Genomic DNA, 22,005 nt, shown 5'->3' on the forward strand with positions numbered 1-22,005 from the left:
GTTCAGGCCGTCTTGGCCACCACCGTTTCGCTGAGCCAGGTGCCGATCTTGGCACCGAGGCGATCGGGCGAAACGGGCTTGGGCAGATAGTCGTCCATGCCGGCCTCGATGCACTTGTCGCGGTCGCCCTTCAGCGCATGCGCGGTGACGCCGATGATCGGGATGTGGCCACCCGACGACGCCTCGATCGCCCGAATGGCGCGTGTCGCCTCGTAGCCGTTCATTTCCGGCATCGAGACGTCCATCAGAACCAACCTCGGATGCAGCGACCGGTACATCTCGACCGCGGTGCGGCCATTGCCTGCGATGCGGTAGCTCAAGCCCAGCCCATTGAGGATCTGGCCGAACACCATCTGGTTCACGTCATTGTCCTCGGCGATGAGGATGTCGATCGGGCTGTTCGGCGCGGCATTCGATTCCGGCACTGCCGCGATCGGCATGGCGGGGCCGCGGATAACCGTGAAGGCCGGCGGAGCCGGCTGAGGCATCGGTTGGATCGGTTCGCGAATGAAGTGCGCCTTGCCGACCTGCGAGCGCGCCTTCTGGATGACCGAGATGACGGTGCCGAGCAGAACCGCCGAGCGCGCCGGCTTGGTCAGATGCGCCGATATACCGAAGTCGATGATCATCTTGCCGAAATCGACCTGGTCGACCGAGGTCAGGATAACGACCGGGATGGTGGACAGCCGGCTGTCGGCGGCGATGGCCCGGGCGACATCGGCGCCGTTCATGCCGGGCATTTGATAATCGAGGATGATGCAGTCGACGCTGGCGCCGAGCTGGCAGGCGCGATCGAGGAAGGCGAGGCCAACCGCGCCGCTTTCGGCGGCGGCGCAGTCGAAGCTCCAGCTTCTGAGCTGTTCGAGCAGGATCTCGCGGTTGACCGGATTGTCGTCGATGACCAGCACACGCGCGCCGGTGACGTCGACCGGCACGATGGCGTCGCGCGCCTCGGCACGGTGGACCGGCAGCGGCACGGCGAACCAGAAGACGGAGCCGCGGCCGATCTCGCTCTCGACGCCGATCTTGCCGGCCATCAGGTCGACGAGGCGGGCGGCGATGGCGAGCCCAAGGCCGGTACCTTCGTGACGGCGGGTCGAGGAGCCATCGACCTGAGCGAACTTCTCGAACACGTTCTGCAATTTCTCGGCCGGGATGCCGATGCCGGTGTCCTCGACGCGCAACTTGAGCTGGACGACGTCGTTGACGGTTTCGCCGCCGACATCGATCAGCACATGGCCCTTCTCGGTGAATTTCACCGCATTGCCGACCAGGTTGGTGACGATCTGCCGGAAGCGGCCGGCGTCGCCGACGACATAGGCCGGCAGCCTGGGGTCGACGCGCACGATAAGTTCCAGGTTCTTCTCGGCGACGCGCGCCGAGACAAGTGTCGCCACGTCCTCCACCGCTTCCGAGAGGCGGAAGGGGGCGGGGTCGAGCGTCAACTGCCCGGCATTGATCTTCGAGAAGTCGAGGATGTCGTTGATGATGGTGAGCAGCGCGTTGCCCGACTTGACGATAACGTCGGTGAACGTCTTCTGGCGCGGGTTGAGCTCGGTCTTGGCCAGCAATTCGGCCATGCCGAGCACGCCGTTCATCGGTGTGCGGATCTCGTGGCTCATATTGGCCAGGAATTCCGACTTGGCGCGGTCGGCGGCCTCTGCCTTGAACAAGGATTCGGCCGACTGGGCAAAGGCGCGACGGATCGCCTGTTCCATCGGGCGGAAGATCCAGAAAGCGACGATGCCAAGGACGGCAAACAACAGGCCGCTTGCCCACAAAAGCAGCCGGTCGCTGGAGGCATCCGCCTGATGGCGTTCGTCGTCCATCGCGGTGCGGACACGCACCAGCATGGGCTGAACGAACAGGTCGTTCTGGTTGCGGATCTCGCGAGTGCTCCATTCATCAGTCTTTTGCGCCACCGACATCAGGTTGAAGTTGCGAACCATGTCACGCGGCGACCAGAACAGGTCGCCATTGACCGAAGCGGCCGCGAGCTCGCTGACGGTCTTGGCCGACAGGCGCGGGCGGATCGCGGCGAGCTGGGCGGTCAGTGTCTCGATCTCGCCGGTCAGCCGCTCGGAATGGTCGCGCGCCGAAGCCGTCAGCGAATCGCGCGTCTCGATCCGCCAGGCGGAACTGGTTGTCTCGGCGAAGCTGGTGGCGTTGCGCAGATCGCGGGTGAAAATGACGAGATTGCTGCTCAGCGCATCGATTTCATGGCGCAAGGAATTGACGCGATTGAGCGCAACCATGATGGCGGCTGAAGCCAGCGCGAAAACCAACAATCCTGAAAGATAACGTATCCGGACGGACCGGATAAAGGAAGAATATTCCGGCATGCGCAACCCCAACACATACGCATCATTCTAAGGATTGGGATTACGCTTCATTTACATTAAGATTTCGTTGGTGGACCGCAGGTGCACCGCGCAACCTACATGAGCCTGCCGTCAGCTGTTACGGGTTGCGACGAAGATCGCTGCGGCCTTCAGCAGGGCAGCCTTTTCGCCATAGGGCTCGAGCAGCGCGTGCGCCTGGCCGACGAGGCCGTCGAGCTGCTTGCGTGCCCAATCCGCGCCGTGCAGGGCCACCAGCGTACCCTTGCCCGCGGCGGCATCCTTGCCGGTCGCCTTGCCCATCTGCTCGGCGTCGGCCGTCAGATCCAGCAGGTCGTCGGCGAGCTGGAAGGCCAAGCCGATCGCCGAACCGAACTCGGCAAGCCTTTCCAGGTCATCCGACTGTGCGCCGGCCAGGATCGCACCCGCCTCGCAGGCGAAGCGGATCAGCGCGCCAGTCTTCATCGCCTGCAGTGTTATGATGCCGGCCTCGTCCGGTCGCACTTGCTCGGCTTCGAGGTCTAGCTTCTGGCCGCCGACCATCCCACCGGCCCCGGCGGCGCGGGCGAGCGCCAGCACCAGGGCTGCGCGCCGTTCGGCCGGCAGCGCCGTCGCTTCGCCGGCGATGATGTCGAAGGCCAGAGTCAGCAAGGCGTCGCCCGCCAGGATGGCGGTGGCTTCGTCAAAGGCCTTGTGCACGGTCGGCTGGCCGCGGCGCAGGTCATCGTTGTCCATCGCCGGCAGGTCATCGTGGATCAGCGAATAGCAATGCACGCATTCGAGCGCCGCCGCGACGCGCAACGCCGCTTCGCCATCGGCGGAAAACAGGGCGGCACTTTCCATGACCAGGAAGGGGCGCAGGCGCTTGCCGCCGTTCAACACGCCATGGCGCATCGCCGCCATCAGACGATCGGGCCGAGCGATCTCACCCGAAAGCGGGCGATCGTCGAGCAAGCGACGCAGCATCACCTCGACGGCGGCCGCGCGCCTGATGAGCGCCATTTCGAACGCCATTTCGTCGTCATTCGTCATGGCCGGGACCGGTAGCCGACACTCAGACGTTGCGCAAGAAGGCAAGCGCCATTATGCCGGGGCGGTAAGAGCCCGTTTGGAAACTCATCTCCTGCGGTCATCTGAAGGCGTTTTCCGCGCTTCCGGTGTTCACGTACTCGAATGTACGCTCCGCTCCGGTTCTCGAAAACACCCTCACATGACTCACGGGAGCCAGTTTCAAAGCGAGTTCTCTGGCATGGGTTGGGCGGCTTGGCGGAACCGATCGTCGATCATGAGACCGAAAAGCTGGACATGGCGACGAGATCGCGAGGCGTGAGCCGCAGCAGTCTCAGGCGCTGGGTCCGGCGCGGCATCGTCGTGGCCGCCGTGCTGGCGCTCATCCCGGTGGTGCTGACCTTTCTCTACCTACCGTCCTTCGTGCACCCAGTGTCGACGCTGATGCTGAAGGACCTTGCGACCTTTTCCGGCTACGACCGGCGCTGGGTGTCGATCGATGATGTCGCGCCGGTGCTCGCCCATTCGGTTATCATGTCGGAGGACGGGCAGTTCTGCTTTCATCGCGGCGTCGATCTCGGCGAGCTCAGGGGGGTCGTCGATGATGCGCTGGCCGGCGAGGCGACGCGCGGCGCCTCGACCATCACCATGCAGACGGTGAAGAACCTCTTCCTGTGGTCGCGGCCGCTGGGCTCGGTGCGCAAGGTCGTCGAACTGCCGCTGGCCGTCTATTTCGACGCGGTGATGTCGAAGCGGCGCATTATGGAGATCTATCTCAACATCGCCGAGTGGGGGCCCGGCATCTACGGCATCGAGGCTGCGGCGCGGCACCATTTCGGCATTTCGGCAAAGCAGCTGTCCAGACGGCAGGCGGCCCTTCTCGCCGTCACGCTGCCCAATCCGATCGCCCGCAATCCGGCAAAACCAGGGCCGGGCTTGAGAAGGCTCGCCAATCTGATCGAGCGGCGCGCCGGCCGCTCCGGCGGCTATGTCGGTTGCCTGGACTAGCCGGTATAAAAAAGATTCACTGCGGTGCTGGCCAAAACGGTGTCAGGCGTGTATAGGCACCCGACTTTCTCAGATTTAGGCCCCGACATGGCCCTTTCACGAGGGCGGGCGGGGCTTTTGACCATGTAGTGGAGCATATCCATGGCCGTTCCGAAACGCAAAACCTCTCCGTCCAAGCGCGGCATGCGCCGCTCGGCCGACGCCCTCAAGGCCCCGACCTATGTCGAGGACAAGAACTCCGGCGAAATGCGCCGCCCGCACCACATCGACCTGAAGACCGGCATGTATCGCGGTCGCCAGGTGCTGACGCCCAAGGAAAGCTGAGACCAGCTTTTCCCAAGCAACCGAGTTACAAAAGACCGGCTTCTGGCCGGTCTTTTTTGCGTTTGGCCTTGCCGTGCGCGCCGGCTACTTCAAGCGCTGAGCTTTCGTCTCTCGATTTTCATGTCGGCCGGGCAACCGGCTGACATGGTTGTTGCATCCGGTATTCGACCGTGTTTGCGGCCGCGCACGAAAAATCTTGACGCCGTGCCTGTGGAGCATTCTACAGAAGGTGCCCCCATATGGAGACGCCAGATGTTCGGTGCCGTCCCGCTTTTGATCGTGCCTTTCGTGCTCTACAATCTCGGCCTGCTCGGTATATTCGGCGGCGGCGACGATCCGTGGGCGAGCGAGATGTTCTCGTTCCGCATGATGTCGGGCGGGGTGTTCTCGATGACGCTCGGCGACCTGATCGTGCTGATCGGGCTGATTTTTCTGTTCCTTGAAATGGTGAAGTCGGCGCGCACCACCACCGCCTCGATCATGGACCATCTGTTGTCGACGCTTGTCTTCGTTGCGTTCCTGGTCGAGTTCCTGCTGGTGAAGGGTGCCGCGCACTCCATCTTCTTCACGCTGATGATCATCGCGCTGTTCGACGTGCTGGCCGGGTTCGCGGTGTCGATGCGGTCGGCCAGCCGCGACATCAATTTGAATTAGACCGGAACCTCAGCCCGGATCGGCGGCGAAGCCGGCGGCTTCGATGCCGGCAATCGCGGCCGCCTCGTCATTGTCAGACGTGTCGCCGGAAATGCCGACAGCGCCGATGACACTGCCTGCCTTGTCGCGGATCAGCACGCCGCCAACGACCGGCAGCACGCGTCCACCCGACACGTCGGAAATGCCGGCAACCAGATGCGGGCGCTCCTTGGCGAAGGCCTCGACCCTGCGCGAGCCCATGCCGATCGCCAGCGCGCCATAAGCCTTGCCGGCCGACATTTGCGGGCGCAGGAACGAGGCGCCGTCCTGGCGCTGGAAGGCGACCAGGTGCCCGCCGGCGTCGAGCACCGAGACGCCGAGCGGCTTGAGCTTGAGATCGGCGCCCCTGGCGAAGGCGGCATTGATGATCTCTACGGCTTTTTCGAGCGACAGCGCGGTCATGGCAATCTCCTGTTGAACAGCCCAATCATCGCCGGCCAGCCGGACCAGGCAATCCCGCTTTCGGTTGAAATTGCTTCCCGCGAAGCAGCGGGATGAAGGCGTGCCTGTCGGATGCGTTACGACCGCTCGATCCAGGGCGAGGCATTGGCGGAGAGACGGGGGCTATTTTTTCTTGGCGCGGGCCGGCTTCTTGGCAGGTGCGGCAGGCGCGTTGGCTAGATCTTCGGCTTCCTTGGCCAGCCGCAGCGCCCGCAGCTTGTCGGTCTTGGCCTTGCGGGCATCGCTCTCGGCGACGTATTCGGCCATGGCTTTCTGCCGGACCGTCGCCGCCTCTTCCTGCTTCTTGAAGCGCAGATCGGCACGCGCGCGGGCAGTGTCCCTAGAGTTCTCAACCAAGAGCGTATCCAATCCCGTGAAGTGTGATTTCCGTCCTTTGTAGCAGAGCCGGCCTTTCAACGGGGAAAATAGTTGGTCAGACGGCCGGGCTGGCGTTGCGGGGCTTTTCAGCAACCACCGCTTCATAGGCGGCCTGCAGCGTCGCGCGGACAGAGGAGCCGGGCGCTGTGTCGAGGGGGGTGCCGAGATGCTCATGGCGCAATTCGTCCATGAATTTCTCCCACATTGGAGGTCCGCCCTTTTCCAGGAGTTCGGCGCGGATCGAGAGTTCCTCGCTTGTCGGCAGCCAGACGCGGCCCCAGGCGCCGAGATGGGCCAGGATGGGCACCAGCGTGATGGCCATCTCGGTCAGGCTGTAGATCGCCTTCTGCTTATGACTGGGGTCGTCCGCCTTGGTCAGCATGCCGAGCTCCATCAGCCGCTTCAAACGGTCGGCGAGGATGTTGGAGGCGATACCCTCCATCGAGCCGTTGAGCAGCTCGCGAAAATGGCGCCTGCCGCCGAAAATCATGTCGCGCAGGATGATCAGGCTCCAGCGGTCGCCGAACACCTCGAGCGAAAGGTTGATCGGGCAGCCGGACCGGCGATCGAGGGTCATTCCATTTTCTCCGCAAAACCGGTTGCATTATCGTATCGGTTTTATTATCGTGCAACCAATTGCAAAATGCAAGCAGATGAGGAGGCCATGAAATGACGAGCAAAGACCGTCCCGAGATCATATCGGAAGCGTTTGGCGATCCGGCGGATCCGACGCTGCTGCTGATCATGGGCGCGATGGCCTCGATGCTGTGGTGGCCGGAGGCGTTTTGCCGGAAGCTCGCGGACGCCGGCCTTTACGTGATCCGCTACGACAATCGCGATACCGGCCGGTCGACCAAATATCTGGTGGGACAGCCGCCCTACACTTTCGACGACATGGCTGACGACGCGATAGCCGTTCTCGACAGTTACGGCATCGGCAAGGCGCATGTCGCGGGCATGTCGATGGGCGGCATGATCGCGCAGTTCGTCGCGCTCCGGCACCCTTTGCGCGTCGCTTCGCTGACCGTGATCAGCAGTTCGCCCGTGGGGACCGACACGTCGCATCTGCCGCAAACGACCGATGCCTATATGGAGCATTCGGCCGATGGGGCCAAAGTCGACTGGGCGGACCGCCGCCAGGTCATCGACTTCATGGTCAGCGATGCACGCGCGATCGCCAGCACCGCGCATCGGTTCGACGAGGCCGGGATGAGGGCGTTCATCGAGCGGGATTATACCAGGTCCGGCGGCTTGCTCAGCGCCACCAATCATTTCATGCTCAAGGGCAATGACCAATGGAAGGGTCGCCTGCACGAACTGGCGGTGCCGCTTCTGGTCATCCACGGCACGTCGGATCCGATTTTTCCGGTCGAGCATGGCGAGGCCTTGGCCCAAGCAGTTACCGGCGCGAAACTCCTTCGTGTCGAAGGCGGCGGTCACGAACTGCATCCGGATGACTGGCCTGATATAGAAGCCGCCATTGTCGAGCATGTCCGATCCAGCTGAGACTTCGTGGGCGAGCCTTGACGAGCGAGGTCTGCCGCAATAGTTAAGTAAATGCTTCAGTGTTTCCACAGAACAGATGAGCACAAGAATGTCCCTGACGCTGCATTTCCATCCGCTGGCCTCCTTTTGCTGGAAGCCGCTGATCGCGCTCTACGAGAACGCCACGCCTTTTGCGCCCGTCATCGTCGACCTAGGCGATGAGCAATCGCGCGCGGCCTTTCTGAAGGTTTCGACGACCGGCAAGATGCCGGCGCTGCGCGACGACGCGCGTGACCGGACGGTGCTGGAATCGACCATCGTCGTGGAATATCTGGCCGCGCACTATCCGGGACCGGCCGAACTCATTCCAGCCGACATCGATTTGGCGCTGGCGGTCCGCCAGGCCGACCGCTTCTATGATTTCTATGTGCAGGAGCCGATGCAGAAGATCGTCGGCGACAGGTTGCGGCCCCAGGACAAGACCGATCCATTCGGTGTCGAGCAGGCACGGGGCCAGCTGCGCAATTCCTACGCCATCATCGAACGAGAGATGCTGTCGAGGGAATGGGCTGTGGGCGATATCTTCACCATGGCCGATTGCGCGGCGTCTCCGGCGCTCTTCTATGCCAACAAGGTCGAGCCGTTCGGCGACAGCTATCCCGCCGTGAAGCGCTATCACGACCGCCTGCTGCAGCGCGCCGCCTTCACCAGGGTGATCGAGGAGGCGCAGCCTTACTTCAAGTTCTTTCCCTACAACAACGGCTGATCGCGATGCTGCACGATCCCGCCCAACTCGACCTGATGTTCCAGGCGCTCGCCGATCCGGCGCGGCGGCAGATGGTCGACCGGCTATCACGCGGCCCGGCGTCGGTGAGCCAGTTGGCCGAGCCGCTGGCGATGTCGCTGTCGGCGGTCGTCCAGCACCTCAATCTCCTGGAGGCGAGCGGCCTCGTGCGCACGCAAAAGGTCGGACGGGTGCGCACCTGTCAGATCGAGCCGAAGGCGCTGCGCGCGGCCGAACACTGGATCAATGAGCGGCGCCTCTCATGGGAACGCCGGCTGGATCGGCTCGGCGATTTTCTTGCGGAGAACTGAAGAGGAGCATGCCATGTCAAAGAGAAAATCCGATCTGGTCCGCGGCTATTTCGCGGCCTTTCAGGCCGGCGACCGCGCCGTCATGGAGGCGACCCTTGCCGACGATTTCACCTTCACCAGCCCCTATGACGACGCCATCGATCGCACGACCTATTTCGAGCGCTGCTGGCCGAATGGCAAGCTGTTCCGGTCGATGACGATCGAGCGGATTTGCGAAGACGGGGCTGCCGCCTTCGTTCTGTATGGCTGCGAAACGGTGGACGGAAAATCCTTCCGCAACACCGAGCTACACGTGTTTCGCGGCGGCCGGCTGCGTAGTGTCGAGGTCTATTTCGGTGCTGCCTATCGCAACGGTGTCTTCATTCCGCCGAACCAATCGAGTTGACCAGCGAGGACCCAAGCCATGACCGAACGTTCCGTCGTCCACTCCACCTTCGTTATCGAGCGCCTCTATCCGGCGGCGCCATCGAAGGTCTTTTTCGCGCTCAGCAATCCGGACGCCAAGCGGCACTGGTTCACCGATCCGGGCAACCCGATGCCCAGCCGATACGAACTGGACTTTCGCGTCGGCGGCAAGGAGATCAATGCCGGAGGGCCGAAGGATGGGCCGATCCACGTCTACACCGCCACTTACTGGGATATCGTGCCCGACCAGCGCATCGTCTACAGCTACGACATGCTGTTTGGCGATATCAGAATTTCGGTGTCGCTGGCCACGATCGAACTTTTTGCCGAAGACAAGAGCACGCGCCTGGTGCTGACCGAGCAGGGCGCTTTCCTGGATGGCCATGACACGTCCGGCACACGCGAGCATGGGACCGGGGTGTTGCTCGATCTTCTCGGCAAGTTTTTGCGGATGGAAACCTGATCGTTGTGGCTGCTGACCGAAGAGGATCAGGCTTCCCAGAATTGATCGAGCCAGATGTTGAGTCTGAGGAAGCCGGCATTGCTCACCGTATAGACACGCCGCGTCCCTTCAGCCTTGGCATTGACCAGTCCGGCGTCGAGCAACACTTTCAGATGCTGTGATACCGCCGGGCGGGAGACTGGCAGCCCGGCCGCCAATTCGTTGACGGTCTTCGGACCGCGTCGAAGTTCTTCCAGAAGATGGCGCCGATTGGGATCGGCGATCGCCATGAAGGCGTCGGAAAACATCATGCCTCATTTGTGAGGCAAAGTTTTTCAAATCTCAACTGTTTGCTTCTGCTTTTCTTCTCGGATCGAGCCGCAATGCTTCGGGGGTCACCGAACGGTCGGCCGGCTGCGTCTTGAAGGCATCGCGATCTCCGATCGGCACCGGCGCGCGGCGGCTGATGCGCAGCAGCGTGTAGCCGGCCAGCGACAGATGCGCGAAGGCTGTCGCCAGGAACAGGCCCTCCGGGCGCATCCAGCCCATCAGCGCTGCCGCCAGCAAGGGGCCGATCATGGTGCCGAAGCCATAGAGCAGCAGCAGGCCGCCCGAGACCTTGACGAAATCCTCGGCACTGGCGTGGTCGTTGGCATGCGCCACGGCGATCGAATAGAGCGTGTAGGCGAAAGCGCCGTAGGCGGCGGTGAAGACGAGGACGAAGACCGCCGAGCGCGGCTCGAACAGGAAGATGAGCAGCGCAAACAGCGCCGCGCCGAAGGCGGCACCGGCCAGCACGAAACGCCGGTCGGTCTTGTCGGAGAGGCGCCCGGCCGGAAGTTGCATGGCGGCGCCGGCGACGACCACCAGGCTCATCATCAAGGCGATCTCGGCGGTGGAGATTCCGATGCGGGCGCCGTAGACGGCGCCGAGCGTGCCCCAGGCGCCGTTGGCGATGCCGATCAAAAGGCAAGCGATCGCCGACACCGGCGAGTTGGCGTAGAGTCCGTTGACGTCGAGCTTGACGTCCTGCAGCGGCTTGGGATGCGAGGCGGTCGAAACCGCGGTCGGGATCAGTGACAGGCAAAACAGGATGCCGGTGATCATGAACAACGACGCCGATTTCACGTCGCCGCCGGCGACGATCATCTGGCCGCCCATGATCGAGGCATAGGTGACCATCATGTAAAGGCCGAAGACGGTGCCGCGGTTCTCGTTGGTGGCCTTTTCGTTGAGCCAGCTCTCGATGACCATGAAGGCGCCGGCCATGGTGAAGCCGGTAAAGGCACGCAGCAGGATCCAGACATACTCGTCGATGATCAGGCCGGTGAGCAGTGCCACGATCGCGCCGGACGCGGCAAAGGCGCCGAAGGCGCGCACATGTCCGGCGCGGCGCACGATGCGCGGCGCAAAGAAACAGCCGGTGACGAAGCCGCCGGCCCAAGCCGTCCCCATCAGGCCGAGCGAAGCGGTCGAGAACCCTTCCACCTGGCCGCGCAAGGGCAGCAGCAGCCCGTGCAATCCCGATGCCGCCAGAAGAAAGGCGGTGCCGCGAAGCAGGGAAAGGATCGGTCTGTAGGCTGCGAGCATTTTTTGATCCGACTGGGGGACTGGGCGGGGACGCGGGTTTGAAGACAGTCGCATTCGGGCTTTTCGGCGGCGGGCGATTGCCCCAGCGATTTATCCGCGGCGGAACAGCGCCTCGGCAGCCGATTTGGTGGTGTCCTTGGTCTTGAGTTCGGCCTCCAGCCGGGCGATCTCGTCGCGCAGGATACCGATGCGCTCTGACAGTTCACCGACGGAAAGCAGCGACAGGTCTTGCCCGATCTCGTGCGGACGTGCCTTCTTCTTGGGTTCGTCGTCGAAGATCGCCATGGCTGCTCCTCCTCCGCCAGACCAGATTGGCCATTTGCCTGATTTGGCAATGAGCATACATAGGGCAAGGGCGTCGATGCAAACAGCCGGTAAGAGTGCGGCGAGGAAAGACGGAAAACTTCATGGCGAGCGGACAGAAAATTCCGGCACGAATGACGGCGATCGCTATCTCGGAGCCGGGTGGCCCAAGGGTGCTGAAACCGGAAACGCGCGACGTACCGCAGCCCGGCCCCGGCGAAATCCTGATCAAGGTGCATGCCGCCGGCGTCAACCGGCCGGACGTGCAGCAGCGCAAGGGGGCCTACCCGCCTCCGCCCGGTGCATCGGACCTGCCGGGCCTCGAGGTGTCGGGAGAAGTGGCCGCTCTTGGCGACCAGATATCGCGCTGGCGCATCGGGGACAGGGTCTGCGCGCTCACGCCCGGCGGCGGCTATGCCGAATATGTCAGGGTTCATGCAGGCAGCGTTCTGCCACTGCCGGCGGGCTTCACCCACACGGAAGCGGCGGCGGTGCCGGAAAACTATTTCACCGTCTGGCACAATGTGTTCGAACGCGGCGGCCTGAAGAAGGGTGAGACGCTGCTCGTCCATGGCGGCTCGTCCGGCATCGGCACCACGGCGATCCAGCTCGCCTCGGCCTTCGGCGCTTATGTGATCACCACCGCCGGATCCCAGGAGAAATGCGACGCCTGCCTGAAGATCAGTGCCGACCGTGCGATCAATTACCGCGAGCAGGATTTCGTCACCGCGGTCAAGGAGGCGACCGAAGGCCGAGGCGCCAACGTCATCCTCGACATGGTCGGCGGCGACTATGTCCAGCGAAACTACGAGGCTGCCGCTGTTGAGGGCCGGATCGTGCAGATCGCGGTTCAGGCAGGTGCTGTCGCCAGTGCCGATTTTTCCAAGGTCATGGTCAAGCGGCTGACCCATACGGGCTCGACGCTCAGGCCGCGCACAGTCGAATTCAAGGCGGCGATCGCGGCGGCGCTGGAGGCACAGGTGTGGCCTCTGCTGGGCACGCGCAAGGTGGCACCGGTGATGGACATGATCTACCCGCTTACCGACGCATGGCGCGCGCATGAGCGGATGGAGGAGGGGGAGCATATCGGCAAGATCGTGCTCGACGTCGGCTAGGACGCCAGCATTTTCGGCTCGGCCCGACCGGATCTCGACACGGTCTGGCCAGCGCCCTTGGCCCCTGCCTACAAGATGAACAGAAGCTTAATGGTGCAATGCAGCATTTGCATCATTGCTATGCAAAATCGGCTGTTCAAGTCCCGCTCGATGATCACTATTTGAGCATCACCGAAACGAACCCAATTCAGGAGGACTACCATGAACCCGATCCGTGCTTTCCGTAACTGGCGCATGTACAACGAGACCGTTCGCGAACTGAACCGCCTCAACGCACGTCAGCTCAGCGACCTCGGCATCAACCGCGGCGACATCGAGCGGATCGCCCGTCAGGCGATCTGATCGCAAGCGCGACCCGCCGCAAGGCAGGGTCGCAATGCAGAGCCGCCGCAGACGCTTGTCGTCGCCGGTTCCAAACCCGCTGGACCCTGTCCGGCGGGTTTTGTCTTTTGGGGGGATTGGATTCATCTCGGCTTCGGCGTGATATGCCATGGCGATCCGCGGCAAATGCGGCGGCAGGGTTTGGACCGCCGTGGCAAACGTTAGCCGTCACCGCGTGCCTTGGTTGGCCACGTCGTTCCCAGCTCTTCCAAAAACGTTGCGAAACGACCTGAGAGCAGTTATACAGGCCGCGAATTTCCCATTTTGGTGGCTCTAAACCACCGCCCGCGCGGGAACGCGGGCGAACGAGAAGGATTTGCACATGGCCAATACGCTGCTTATGCCCAAGGCGACCGCCGTCTGGCTGGTCGACAACACCGCGCTTTCCTTTGAGCAGATCGCGCAGTTCTGCGGGCTGCATCCGCTTGAGGTCAAGGCGATCGCCGACGGAGAATCGGCGCAAGGCATCAAGGGCATGGATCCGATCATGACCGGCCAGCTGACCCGCGACGAGATCGCGCGCGCCGAGAAGGATCCGAACCAGCGCCTGAAGCTTTCCGACCCCAAGGTGCGGGTACCCGAATCCAAGCGCAAGGGTCCGCGCTATACGCCGCTGTCGAAACGTCAGGACCGGCCGAACGCCATCCTGTGGCTGGTGCGCAATCATCCAGAGCTGAAGGACGCGCAGATTTCGCGCCTCGTCGGCACCACCAAGTCAACGATCGAGCAGATCCGCGAACGCAAGCACTGGAATTCGGCCAATCTGCAGCCGATGGACCCGGTGACGCTGGGTCTCGCCTCGCAGATCGACCTCGACATGGAAGTCAACCGCGCCTCGCGCGGCCGCGAGCAGGCGCAGCCGGTCGGCGACACGCTGCTGCCGGCGGCATTGACCGAGCGGTTGGTGCCTGCACCGGAGAAGCCGAAGGACGAGGACGCGGAGCTCGATGCAAACGCCGTCTTCGCCAAGCTGTCGGCGCTGAAGTCGAAGGACACCAATACGGACGACGAGGAATAGGCTTTTCGCGAACGGAACAAAATAGCCCGCTTCGAGCGGGCTATTTTGTGCGGCCGGCAAGTCTCAGCTTCGCGCCGCGCGGTCGGGCGCCATGCCGTAGTCCTCGCTGCGCTCCACCGCCCGGTAGAAATCGGCAAGCTGCTTGCCGCGCTCCGGCTTGAAGATTCGGCCGGCGATGACCACGGAGGCAATGCGGTCGATGCGGAAGGCGCGGAAATCATCGCGCATCTCGCACCAGGCGACCAGTGTCCACACCTTGCCCCAGAACCACAGGCCTAGCGGCCTGATATCGCGCGCGGTGCCGCGGCCGGCTTCGTCCGAGTAGTCGATGGTCAGCACCTGGCGCTTTTCGACCGCGCGCTCGATCAGGTCGATCGCCTCGCGGGCGGCATCGCTGACCACCCACATCGGCGTGTGGATCTCGGTGCGGGCGATGCGGTCCTTCTCGGCATCGGGCAGCACGGCACCGATCTTGACCAGTGCCTCGTCGGCGGCCCGCGCCATGGCTGCGCCGCCAAAGGCGCGCACCATGCGGGCGCCGGCCACCAGCGCCACGATCTCGTCACGCGTGAACATCAGCGGCGGAAGGTCGAAACCCTCCCTCATCATGTAGCCAACGCCAGCCTCGCCGTCGATCGGCACCCCGGTCGACTGCAGGTCGGCTATGTCGCGGTAAATCGTTCGCTCGGAAACCTCGAGCCATGTGCCGAGCTTCTGGGCGGTGACCAGGCGGCCGCCACGCAGATGCTGCACGATTTGAAAGAGCCTGTCGGCGCGGCGCATCGTTTGCTTCCCCAGTGTTTTTCCCATGCATGCCGTGGCTCCCTGACCGGATCCACTTCCACATGACATGCATTACGGCTTCAGCCCTTCGCGCTTGCGCTGCGCGGCGACGAATTCCGCGCCGAAGGACAGTTTCCTCGTTGTCGGCGTCTTCGCATCGAGAACGCGCCAGAAGGGAGCGACGTCGCTGAGCGTCATGCCGCGCTCGAGATCCTCCTTGGCAGCCTCGGCGACCGTACGCGGATGATAGCCCATGGTGACCGGGCATGTCACTTCGGCGCCATGCTCGATGGCAAGGGCCGTGCGCAGCGCGCGAACGTCCATATCGACGCCTTCGGGGATGGAGCGGATGAAATCGTCGACCTGGCGCGCGGTCGGCACCAGCATGGGCTGGCCTTCGATAACGTCCCCTACCGTGCGCGGCGTTGGCTTCACGCCGTTGATGCCAGGCGCGTTCAGCCTGTCGTTCCAGTGTTTCATCGATCGTCCTTGGCCGGCCATGCGCATTGTCCCACCATCGCACGCACCTCCTGACAGCATGCTGTCAGGAGGCTTCAGCATACTCCTTGGCGAACAGCGTCCGCATCTGCGCGAGTTCGCTGCCTTTTTCCGGGTAGAGCGTCTGCAGGAAGGCAAGGGCGAAAGTGCCGGGCGCCGAACCTGGCGCGGACACGATTTTGCCGTCGGCCACGGCATGTGGCACATCCTGATAATTGCCATCGCCGGCATAGCCGGACTCGTGACGGCTAATCCAGTCACGGCCATTGCTGGTATGCCTCGCGTTCTCGAACATGCCGGCTCGGGCCAGCGCCAGCGTTCCCGCACAGATGCCACCAACGATACCGCCGCGCGATGCGACAGCCATCAGCAGTTCGGCAGCATCCGGCGGCGCCTTGTCCGCCCAGTGGTCGGAACCGATGACCGCCACGGCATCGAGATCGGTATTCTCATTGATGCTGGCCGAGCGGTCTGGCATCAGCTTAAAACCGCTGATTCCGGTCACCGGCTTGCCGTCGGGCGTCAGCGACACGGCGCGAGCGCCGAACCATTCGACCGCCGAGGCCGCCAGCAGCCCATATTCCCAGTCGGCAAAACCTTCGATGAGCAGAAAGCCGATTGTCTTCTGATCGGGCATGAGCTCGCTCCATCCCTCGCGCGCCGGACTTGATATCTGGGTGCTGACGCGTGAGCATCCAACCGCTGCGTTGAAAATTTCGTCTCAATTGCCGTGATGGCGACGCTCGGCATACATGTCCGGCCAGCCGATATCCTTGCGAATGTCTGCGGGCAGCGCGTTCATGAACCGCTGGGTCCGGATCTCGTTGCGCATCGTGCGGATCTTGCCGACATAATGCTGCATGCCGCGCAGAATGGTAAAACCGTTCATGACCAATCTCCTCTCTCTAACCGGAGACACTATCGCACACCCCTCCTGACAGCAGTCTGTCAGGAGGATGGCAGGTCGTGTGGCGACTGTTCCGTTCTTGTCGTGACGGGTCACGCGAGCGCGGATTGTTCACTAAGGCAGGGCTAATCGAGGCAGTATTGTTCATAGCTTGGCGACGGACTGTCGGGATAGGCGGCCTTCAGCGAAGTGACCGGAGTTCTGATATGAAAGGAGAAAATTCTTCCCCAAAAACAGGGAGACCACCATGAGCTTGCAACTGATAGGAATTCACCACCTGACCGCCATCACCGCCAATGCGCCCGGCAATCTTCACTTCTACACGAAGGTGCTGGGGCTGCGGCTGGTCAAGAAGACAGTGAACCAGGACGATACCTCGGCCTACCACCTCTTTTATGCCGACGGCGAGGCAACGCCGGGTACCGACCTCACCTTCTTCGACTGGCCGATCGGCCGCGAACGGCGCGGCACACACAGCATCGCGCGGACCAGCCTCAGGGTCGGCAGCCAGGAGAGCCTTGGCTGGTGGAAGCAGCACCTTGCCAGCGAGGGCATCGTGACAGGAGAGATTGCCGATATCGGCGGCTACAAGTCACTGGATTTCGAGGACCCCGAAGGCCAGCGCCTGCGGCTCGTCAGCGATGGCGGCAAGGGCGGCAGCCATCCCTGGGCGCAAAGCCCGGTTCCGGCCGAGCATCAGATCCGCGGACTGGGGCCGATCGTTATCAGTGTTCCCGACATCACCAACACCGAGGCGGTGCTGGCCGGGGTGATGAACATGCGCAAGGTCCGCGACTATGCCTCGCCTGATGGCGAGGGCCAGGTCCACGTCTTCGAAATGGGCGCGGGCGGGCCGGCGGCGGAGCTTCATGTGGCCGTGCAGCCCGGGCTGGCACCCGCGAGGCAAGGCGCGGGTGCGGTTCACCATGTCGCCTTCAGGGCGCCGGACGAGGAGACGCTGCATCAGTGGACGGCGCGCCTGGCCGAATTCCGGCTGCCGTCAAGCGGCGAGGTCGAGCGCTACTACTTCCGCTCGCTCTATTTCCGTGAGCCGAACGGCATCCTGTTCGAGATTGCCACCGACGGGCCAGGGTTCACAGCCGACGAGCCGCTGGAGACGCTGGGCGAAAGCCTTGCCCTGCCGCCGTTCCTGGAGGCAAAACGCGCATCGATCGAGGCTGGCCTCAAGCCGCTGAAGTAGATTGCTGCGCGGTCAAGGCGTGCGTCGCGTTCCGCTTCGGGTTCGCGGCGCCTTTTCTTTCCCGGAGACCGAACGAACCGCTTTGACAGGCGCAAGCGTTGCTGGTCAAAGGCAGCATGACGAAACTCCTCGCCCTTGTCATCGTCGGGTTCATGGTCATCCAGCTCATCAAGCCGCTCGGCTGGCCGGGGCTCAGGCGCCGCGGCGATTTCTGGAAATTGGCATTGCTCGCCATGGCGGCGATCTCACTGGCGGCCGTGCTCGGGCACCTGACATAAGGCCTGGGGACAGCTGCGGTCGCTCTTCAGCCGGCAAGCAATGGGCCGACGAGATGTTCCGCCCAGGCCCGGTAGCCTGCCTCCGAGGCATGAAACCCGTCGGAAGCAAAGCCGACCTCGGGATTGGTGATCGGCAGGCGCGGTGCCGACACCGCGCCGCGCTCCAGGCAGAGGCGTTCGCCCATCCGGTTCATCGCGGTGGCGCGGATCTCGAGGATCTTGCCGAGCAGCGATGGCATGGCCGGTGCACGCGTGAACTCCAGCACCGGCGACCATACCACGCGCGCCTCCGGCCATTTGGCGCGCAGCGCGTAGAGGAGGCCGCCGAACTCCTTCTTGAAGCGCGGCACGGAATGAAAATTCTTGGTGTCGTTGGTGCCTATGGCGAGCACGATATGCGTCCACGGATCAGCCGACAGATTGGGCAGGACATGGTCGCGGATCTGACCAGATGTCGCCGAATTGAAGCCGGCGGCACGCCAGCGCACAGCGCCGCCGGTGCGCTGCGCAATCATGACGGCAAGCTGCGCGGCAAGCCCGTTTTCGGAATTGCCGATGCCGACCGAGGCGGCGGAGGAATCGCCCAGCACCAACAGCGAGATCGCCGGAGCCTGGCCCGAGATCTCGTGCATGACCGGTCCCCGCGCCGGCAGCATGCGCGAGGTGCGGCGGCGGACACCCAAGCCCTGCCAGACATAGATCGGGAAGGCGAGCCAGGTGAGGAAGGTCGGAAAGCGTCGCATCGCTGGTCCATTGAACTGGTTTGCGACCAGCATTTAACGCATGTCGCGAGAGAGGTGAACGAGCATTTCCGGCCAAAACAGGATCGCCTCGAACGCTCTACCCGCTTGTTTTACGCAATTCCGAAGGCGCTCCGCACTTTTGCTGGTCAGCCATCGTGGCAATCGCGCTCCGCTTGCGGCTCGCCTGCATATTCGTCATGCAGCCGCACCCAATCCATCAGGTTGCGGTAGAGGCCGGTCTCACCCCGGCCCTTCGGCGTCAGGTCCAGATAGTGGTAGGCGCCGATCAGTTGTTCGCCGCCGCGGGCACGCGAAACGAAGGTCAGGAAAATGTCGCCGTTCTCGTCCCTGTAGAAAACGCTGGCGCCCGGAAGCTCCTTCGATGTCCGGGCTCGGGTCTCGAAATTGTATGTGGTGTCGCCAGCCGCGATCTGCCTGTCGGTGAAGGAAACCTGCATGTCGAAGTTGAAATCAGACGCATAGGACGACACCCAGTCGAACTTCCAGCCCATGCGCTGCCTGTAGGCTACAAGCTCGTCCAGCGGCGCGCGCGAGATCACGACCAGCGATACGTCGTGGTGCATGAGGTGCTGGTTGGCACCGTCGATATGATCGGCAAGAAAGGAGCAGCCTTCGCAATGATTGACGCAGCCCGGCCCGAACATGAAATGGTAGACGATCAGCTGGCTGTTGGCGCCAAACAGATCGGCAAGTTTCTTCGGCCCCCGTTCGGTCTCGAAGACGTAGTCCTTGCGAATTTTCAACCAGGGGAGTTCGCGCCGCTCGGCCGCGACGCGCTCGCGAAGCCGCGTCAGTTCCTTCTCGCGGGCCAGATGTGCCTTATGAGCCTCGAACCATTCTTCGCGCGAAACGACCTTGTTGCGATGCATGAACTTCTCCCTGTCTGCACCCCAAGGACGTACGGGATGGGCTCGCCCCGACATCGCCGCTGTCAGGGATGCCCAGAGAAAATAAGAATTCGAATGCCTTGACCCAAGGCCGGTGCGCCAAAACAAAACCCGGGCATGTCGGCCCGGGTTCGAAGGGAAGGATAGCAGGGGCTTCAGGCAGCCTGTTCCAGGCTCGCCTTCCATTTCCCAAGTGCCGCCAGGTGGTTCATGTGGGCGCGGTGGGTGAAGGCGGCCTGGCCGGCGGCGACGTTCGAGGCCTTGCCGCTCCATGCCTTCTGCGGGGCGGCCTGCAGCGCGCGGCCATAGGAGAAGGTCAGCTTCCACGGATGCGGGCCGATGGCGTTGATGGCATTGAGGTTGGCGGTCGCCTCCTCGTCCTCCTGACCGCCGGAGAGGAAGGCAATGCCCGGCACCGCGGCCGGCACCGTCTCGCGGAACAGCTTTATCGTCTTCTCCGCGACTTGCTCAGGACTGTCCACCGTGCCCGACTTCTTGCCAGAAAGCACCATGTTGGGCTTCAGGATCGTGCCTTCGAGGACAACACCGGCAGCGTGGAGCTCGTCATAGAGTTTTATCAGCGTCGCCTTGGAGACCTCAAAACAAGTGTCGATGTCGTGAGCGCCGTCCATCAGCACTTCGGGCTCGACGATCGGCACGATGCCGGCCTCCTGGCAAAGTGCGGCATAGCGGGCAAGCGCATGGGTGTTCGAGTTGATCGAATTGACCGAAGGCACGCCCTTGCCGGTGTCGATGTCGATCACCGCGCGCCATTTGGCGAAGCGGGCGCCGAGCTTGTAATAGTCGGCAAGCCGCTCGCGCAAGCCGTCGAGGCCTTCGGTAATGGTGTCGCCGGGAAAGCCGGCCAGCGGCTTGGCGCCGGCATCGACCTTGATGCCTGGAATTGCGCCCGCCGCCTTGATGATGTCGACCAGCGGCGTGCCGTCGGCGGCCTTCTGGCGAATGGTCTCGTCATAGAGGATGACGCCGGAAATGTATTTGGCCATCGCGTCCTTGGCGCGGAACATCATCTCGCGGTAGTCGCGGCGGCTGTCGGGGGTAGATTCGACGCCGATGACGTCGAAGCGCTTCTTGATCGTGCCGGAGCTTTCATCGGCGGCCAGCAGGCCCTTGCCGTTGGCCACAATCGCGGCGGCAATGTCTTCGAGACGTTCGCTCATCATGCTTCTCCTAACCGGTTGGTATCGGCCAGCAGGACACTACCGCCAAAGGAATGACGCCGGAAAGCTCGAATCGAGCGAAAGTGGCCGGCGCTGCCGCCAGCTCCCTTCGAGTTGATCGAATTGCCGGTGGGCCGTCGTGCCCTCAGCGCTTCAGCACGTCCACGCCGGGCAATGGCTTGCCTTCCATCCATTCCAGGAAGGCGCCGCCGGCGGTCGAGACATAGGTGAAGTCGTCGGCGACACCGGCGTGATTCAAGGCAGCCACGGTATCGCCGCCGCCGGCGACCGAAACCAGCTTGCCCGCCTTTGTGCGCGCCGCGGCATGCTTGGCCGCTGCCACCGTGGCGTGATCGAACGGCTCGATCTCGAAGGCGCCGAGCGGTCCGTTCCAGACCAGCGTCGCGGCGCGGTCGATCCACTCGCCGATCGTCGTCACGGTCTTGGCGCCGACATCGAGGATCATGCCATCGGCCGGCACGTCGGAGATGGCGATGGTCTCGCAGGCCGCACCCGCCCTGAATTCCTTGGCCACGACGCCGTCGACCGGCAGGATGATGGCGCAGCCGGCCTCCGCCGCTTCGATCATGATCTGCTTGGCGGTCGGAGCCAGGTCGTGCTCGCACAGCGACTTGCCGACATCGGTGCCGCGCGCGGCGAGGAAGGTGTTGGCCATGCCGCCGCCGATGACGAGAGCATCGACCTTCTTCACCAGGTTCATCAACAGGTCGATCTTCGTCGAGACCTTGGCGCCGCCGACGATGGCAACGACCGGACGGACCGGGTTGCCCAGGCCCTTCTCCAGCGCCTCGAGTTCGGCCTGCATGGTGCGGCCGGCGAAGGAGGGCAAGAGGTGCGCCAGCCCTTCAGTCGACGAATGGGCGCGGTGGGCGGCGGAAAAGGCATCGTTGACGAAGATGTCGCCATTGGCGGCGAGCCGTTCGGTAAAAGCGGGATCGTTCTTCTCTTCGGCCTTGTAGAAGCGGGTGTTTTCCAGGAGCAGCACGTCGCCCTTGTCCATTGCGGCGACAGCGCTGCCTGCCGTGTCGCCGATGCAGTCGGAGGCGAATCCAACGGGACGGCCGAGCACCTCAGCCGTCGCCCTGGCGATCGGCTCCAGCGAGAATTCAGGCGAGGGACCATCCTTGGGCCGACCGAAATGGGCGAGCAGGATGACCTTGGCGCCCTTGCCGGACAATTCGGCGATGGTCGGCGCGATGCGTTCAATGCGGGTGGCGTCGGTGACCTTGCCCTCAGCGACGGGAACGTTGAGGTCGACGCGCACCAGCACGCGCTTGCCGCTGATGTTGCCGATATCGTCCAGTGTCTTGAAGACAGCCATGCCGGTTCCCTTTCGTCTGAAATCGCCGGGACCATACCTCGCATCAATGACGATGCAAGGCTTGGCTGGGGCCGGGTGCGAAATTTTGAGGCGGACGGGGACATAGTCCGTGAAGACCGCCCGGCCTATGTCAGGGGGC

At 63.2% G+C, this 22,005-nt stretch carries 29 protein-coding genes; 13 read left to right on the plus strand and 16 right to left on the minus strand.

All coding sequences use genetic code 11. The features are described from left to right. Positions 1-2 precede the first annotated feature (2 nt). Positions 3-2,342 carry a response regulator gene (locus FJ950_RS10110; protein WP_140616686.1) on the minus strand — a complete coding sequence of 780 codons (2,340 nt, stop codon included), beginning with the start codon at positions 2,340-2,342 and terminating at the stop codon, positions 3-5. Positions 2,343-2,453: 111 nt separating this feature from the next. Further along, complete coding sequence (locus tag FJ950_RS10115; RefSeq protein ID WP_140616687.1) at positions 2,454-3,371, minus strand: polyprenyl synthetase family protein; 918 nt, start codon at positions 3,369-3,371, stop codon at positions 2,454-2,456. Positions 3,372-3,593: 222 nt separating this feature from the next. Between FJ950_RS10115 and FJ950_RS10120 the strand changes: the two genes are divergently transcribed. The 3 genes from FJ950_RS10120 (at position 3,594) to FJ950_RS10130 (ending at position 5,333) form a co-directional block, all read left to right on the plus strand. After that, positions 3,594-4,355, plus strand: a complete 762-nt coding sequence (locus tag FJ950_RS10120; protein ID WP_140616688.1) for a transglycosylase domain-containing protein — start codon at positions 3,594-3,596, stop codon at positions 4,353-4,355. 141 nt (positions 4,356-4,496) lie between these two features. Beyond that, positions 4,497-4,679, plus strand: a complete 183-nt coding sequence (gene rpmF / locus FJ950_RS10125; protein ID WP_008834724.1) for a 50S ribosomal protein L32 — start codon at positions 4,497-4,499, stop codon at positions 4,677-4,679. A 252-nt stretch (positions 4,680-4,931) separates the two neighbouring features. Then, a complete protein-coding gene (locus FJ950_RS10130; protein ID WP_023773963.1) occupies positions 4,932-5,333 on the plus strand; it encodes a hypothetical protein in 402 nt (133 codons plus the stop codon). 9 nt (positions 5,334-5,342) lie between these two features. Here the strand turns inward: FJ950_RS10130 and FJ950_RS10135 are convergent, their stop codons facing one another. The 3 genes from FJ950_RS10135 to FJ950_RS10145 form a co-directional block, all read right to left on the minus strand. Continuing rightward, positions 5,343-5,774 (minus strand): heme-binding protein, encoded by a 432-nt coding sequence (locus tag FJ950_RS10135; RefSeq protein WP_015315346.1) that lies wholly within the window; start codon positions 5,772-5,774, stop codon positions 5,343-5,345. Between the two features lie 162 nt (positions 5,775-5,936). Further along, positions 5,937-6,170: a hypothetical protein gene (locus FJ950_RS10140; protein ID WP_023773965.1), complete on the minus strand. Its 234-nt coding sequence runs from the start codon at positions 6,168-6,170 to the stop codon at positions 5,937-5,939. A 76-nt stretch (positions 6,171-6,246) separates the two neighbouring features. Then, a complete protein-coding gene (locus FJ950_RS10145) occupies positions 6,247-6,768 on the minus strand; it encodes a helix-turn-helix domain-containing protein (protein ID WP_140616689.1) in 522 nt (173 codons plus the stop codon). A gap of 92 nt (positions 6,769-6,860) precedes the next feature. Here FJ950_RS10145 and FJ950_RS10150 point away from each other — a divergent pair, with 92 nt between their 5' ends. From FJ950_RS10150 to FJ950_RS10170, 5 genes are all read left to right on the plus strand, one after another. Continuing rightward, positions 6,861-7,697, plus strand: coding sequence for an alpha/beta hydrolase (locus tag FJ950_RS10150; protein ID WP_140616690.1), 837 nt, complete (start codon positions 6,861-6,863; stop codon positions 7,695-7,697). 88 nt (positions 7,698-7,785) lie between these two features. Further along, entirely contained in the window at positions 7,786-8,442 is a 657-nt protein-coding gene (locus FJ950_RS10155) for a glutathione S-transferase family protein (protein WP_140616691.1), read from the plus strand. A 5-nt stretch (positions 8,443-8,447) separates the two neighbouring features. After that, a complete protein-coding gene (locus FJ950_RS10160) occupies positions 8,448-8,771 on the plus strand; it encodes a metalloregulator ArsR/SmtB family transcription factor (protein ID WP_015315351.1) in 324 nt (107 codons plus the stop codon). A gap of 13 nt (positions 8,772-8,784) precedes the next feature. Continuing rightward, on the plus strand, positions 8,785-9,156 hold the full coding sequence (locus FJ950_RS10165; RefSeq protein ID WP_015315352.1) for a nuclear transport factor 2 family protein: 372 nt from the start codon (positions 8,785-8,787) through the stop codon (positions 9,154-9,156). A gap of 18 nt (positions 9,157-9,174) precedes the next feature. Beyond that, entirely contained in the window at positions 9,175-9,639 is a 465-nt protein-coding gene (locus tag FJ950_RS10170; protein WP_140616692.1) for an SRPBCC family protein, read from the plus strand. Between the two features lie 26 nt (positions 9,640-9,665). On the opposite strand, the gene FJ950_RS10175 is transcribed toward FJ950_RS10170, so the two are convergent. The 3 genes from FJ950_RS10175 to FJ950_RS10185 all read right to left on the minus strand — a co-directional run bounded on the left by FJ950_RS10175 (position 9,666) and on the right by FJ950_RS10185 (position 11,493). Beyond that, entirely contained in the window at positions 9,666-9,929 is a 264-nt protein-coding gene (locus FJ950_RS10175) for a metalloregulator ArsR/SmtB family transcription factor (protein WP_010911936.1), read from the minus strand. A 31-nt stretch (positions 9,930-9,960) separates the two neighbouring features. Continuing rightward, the gene (locus FJ950_RS10180) at positions 9,961-11,208 is read right to left on the minus strand and encodes an MFS transporter (RefSeq protein WP_140616693.1); all 1,248 of its coding nucleotides are present in this window, start codon (positions 11,206-11,208) and stop codon (positions 9,961-9,963) included. A gap of 90 nt (positions 11,209-11,298) precedes the next feature. Continuing rightward, positions 11,299-11,493, minus strand: coding sequence for a DUF1192 domain-containing protein (locus tag FJ950_RS10185; RefSeq protein ID WP_015315356.1), 195 nt, complete (start codon positions 11,491-11,493; stop codon positions 11,299-11,301). A gap of 122 nt (positions 11,494-11,615) precedes the next feature. Between FJ950_RS10185 and FJ950_RS10190 the strand changes: the two genes are divergently transcribed. The 3 genes from FJ950_RS10190 to FJ950_RS10200 all read left to right on the plus strand — a co-directional run bounded on the left by FJ950_RS10190 (position 11,616) and on the right by FJ950_RS10200 (position 14,025). Continuing rightward, positions 11,616-12,626, plus strand: coding sequence for an NAD(P)H-quinone oxidoreductase (locus tag FJ950_RS10190; protein ID WP_140616694.1), 1,011 nt, complete (start codon positions 11,616-11,618; stop codon positions 12,624-12,626). A gap of 201 nt (positions 12,627-12,827) precedes the next feature. Further along, entirely contained in the window at positions 12,828-12,968 is a 141-nt protein-coding gene (locus FJ950_RS10195; protein WP_013892619.1) for a DUF1127 domain-containing protein, read from the plus strand. Between the two features lie 361 nt (positions 12,969-13,329). Beyond that, complete coding sequence (locus FJ950_RS10200; RefSeq protein ID WP_140616695.1) at positions 13,330-14,025, plus strand: DUF1013 domain-containing protein; 696 nt, start codon at positions 13,330-13,332, stop codon at positions 14,023-14,025. A 63-nt stretch (positions 14,026-14,088) separates the two neighbouring features. Here the strand turns inward: FJ950_RS10200 and FJ950_RS10205 are convergent, their stop codons facing one another. From FJ950_RS10205 to FJ950_RS10220, 4 genes are all read right to left on the minus strand, one after another. Continuing rightward, positions 14,089-14,808 (minus strand): YafY family protein, encoded by a 720-nt coding sequence (locus FJ950_RS10205; RefSeq protein ID WP_013529238.1) that lies wholly within the window; start codon positions 14,806-14,808, stop codon positions 14,089-14,091. Positions 14,809-14,880: 72 nt separating this feature from the next. Next, positions 14,881-15,288: a hypothetical protein gene (locus tag FJ950_RS10210; RefSeq protein WP_015315359.1), complete on the minus strand. Its 408-nt coding sequence runs from the start codon at positions 15,286-15,288 to the stop codon at positions 14,881-14,883. A gap of 64 nt (positions 15,289-15,352) precedes the next feature. Beyond that, the gene (locus FJ950_RS10215; protein ID WP_140616696.1) at positions 15,353-15,943 is read right to left on the minus strand and encodes a DJ-1/PfpI family protein; all 591 of its coding nucleotides are present in this window, start codon (positions 15,941-15,943) and stop codon (positions 15,353-15,355) included. An 84-nt stretch (positions 15,944-16,027) separates the two neighbouring features. Beyond that, entirely contained in the window at positions 16,028-16,195 is a 168-nt protein-coding gene (locus FJ950_RS10220; protein ID WP_015315361.1) for a hypothetical protein, read from the minus strand. A gap of 265 nt (positions 16,196-16,460) precedes the next feature. On the opposite strand from FJ950_RS10220, the gene FJ950_RS10225 reads away from it, so the two are divergent. Next, on the plus strand, positions 16,461-17,414 hold the full coding sequence (locus FJ950_RS10225) for a ring-cleaving dioxygenase (protein ID WP_140616697.1): 954 nt from the start codon (positions 16,461-16,463) through the stop codon (positions 17,412-17,414). A 116-nt stretch (positions 17,415-17,530) separates the two neighbouring features. Continuing rightward, on the plus strand, positions 17,531-17,692 hold the full coding sequence (locus FJ950_RS10230) for a hypothetical protein (RefSeq protein WP_015315363.1): 162 nt from the start codon (positions 17,531-17,533) through the stop codon (positions 17,690-17,692). Positions 17,693-17,718: 26 nt separating this feature from the next. Here the strand turns inward: FJ950_RS10230 and FJ950_RS10235 are convergent, their stop codons facing one another. The 4 genes from FJ950_RS10235 to FJ950_RS10250 form a co-directional block, all read right to left on the minus strand. Continuing rightward, entirely contained in the window at positions 17,719-18,435 is a 717-nt protein-coding gene (locus FJ950_RS10235) for an SGNH/GDSL hydrolase family protein (RefSeq protein ID WP_140616698.1), read from the minus strand. Between the two features lie 146 nt (positions 18,436-18,581). Further along, positions 18,582-19,325 carry a thioredoxin family protein gene (locus FJ950_RS10240; RefSeq protein ID WP_140616699.1) on the minus strand — a complete coding sequence of 248 codons (744 nt, stop codon included), beginning with the start codon at positions 19,323-19,325 and terminating at the stop codon, positions 18,582-18,584. A gap of 173 nt (positions 19,326-19,498) precedes the next feature. Next, complete coding sequence (locus tag FJ950_RS10245; protein ID WP_140616700.1) at positions 19,499-20,524, minus strand: class I fructose-bisphosphate aldolase; 1,026 nt, start codon at positions 20,522-20,524, stop codon at positions 19,499-19,501. Positions 20,525-20,669: 145 nt separating this feature from the next. Continuing rightward, positions 20,670-21,866, minus strand: coding sequence for a phosphoglycerate kinase (locus FJ950_RS10250; protein ID WP_140616701.1), 1,197 nt, complete (start codon positions 21,864-21,866; stop codon positions 20,670-20,672). Positions 21,867-22,005: the final 139 nt, after the last annotated feature.

The sequence above is a fragment of the Mesorhizobium sp. B2-3-14 genome (assembly GCF_006442175.1).
In the GTDB taxonomy this organism is placed as follows: domain Bacteria; phylum Pseudomonadota; class Alphaproteobacteria; order Rhizobiales; family Rhizobiaceae; genus Mesorhizobium; species Mesorhizobium australicum.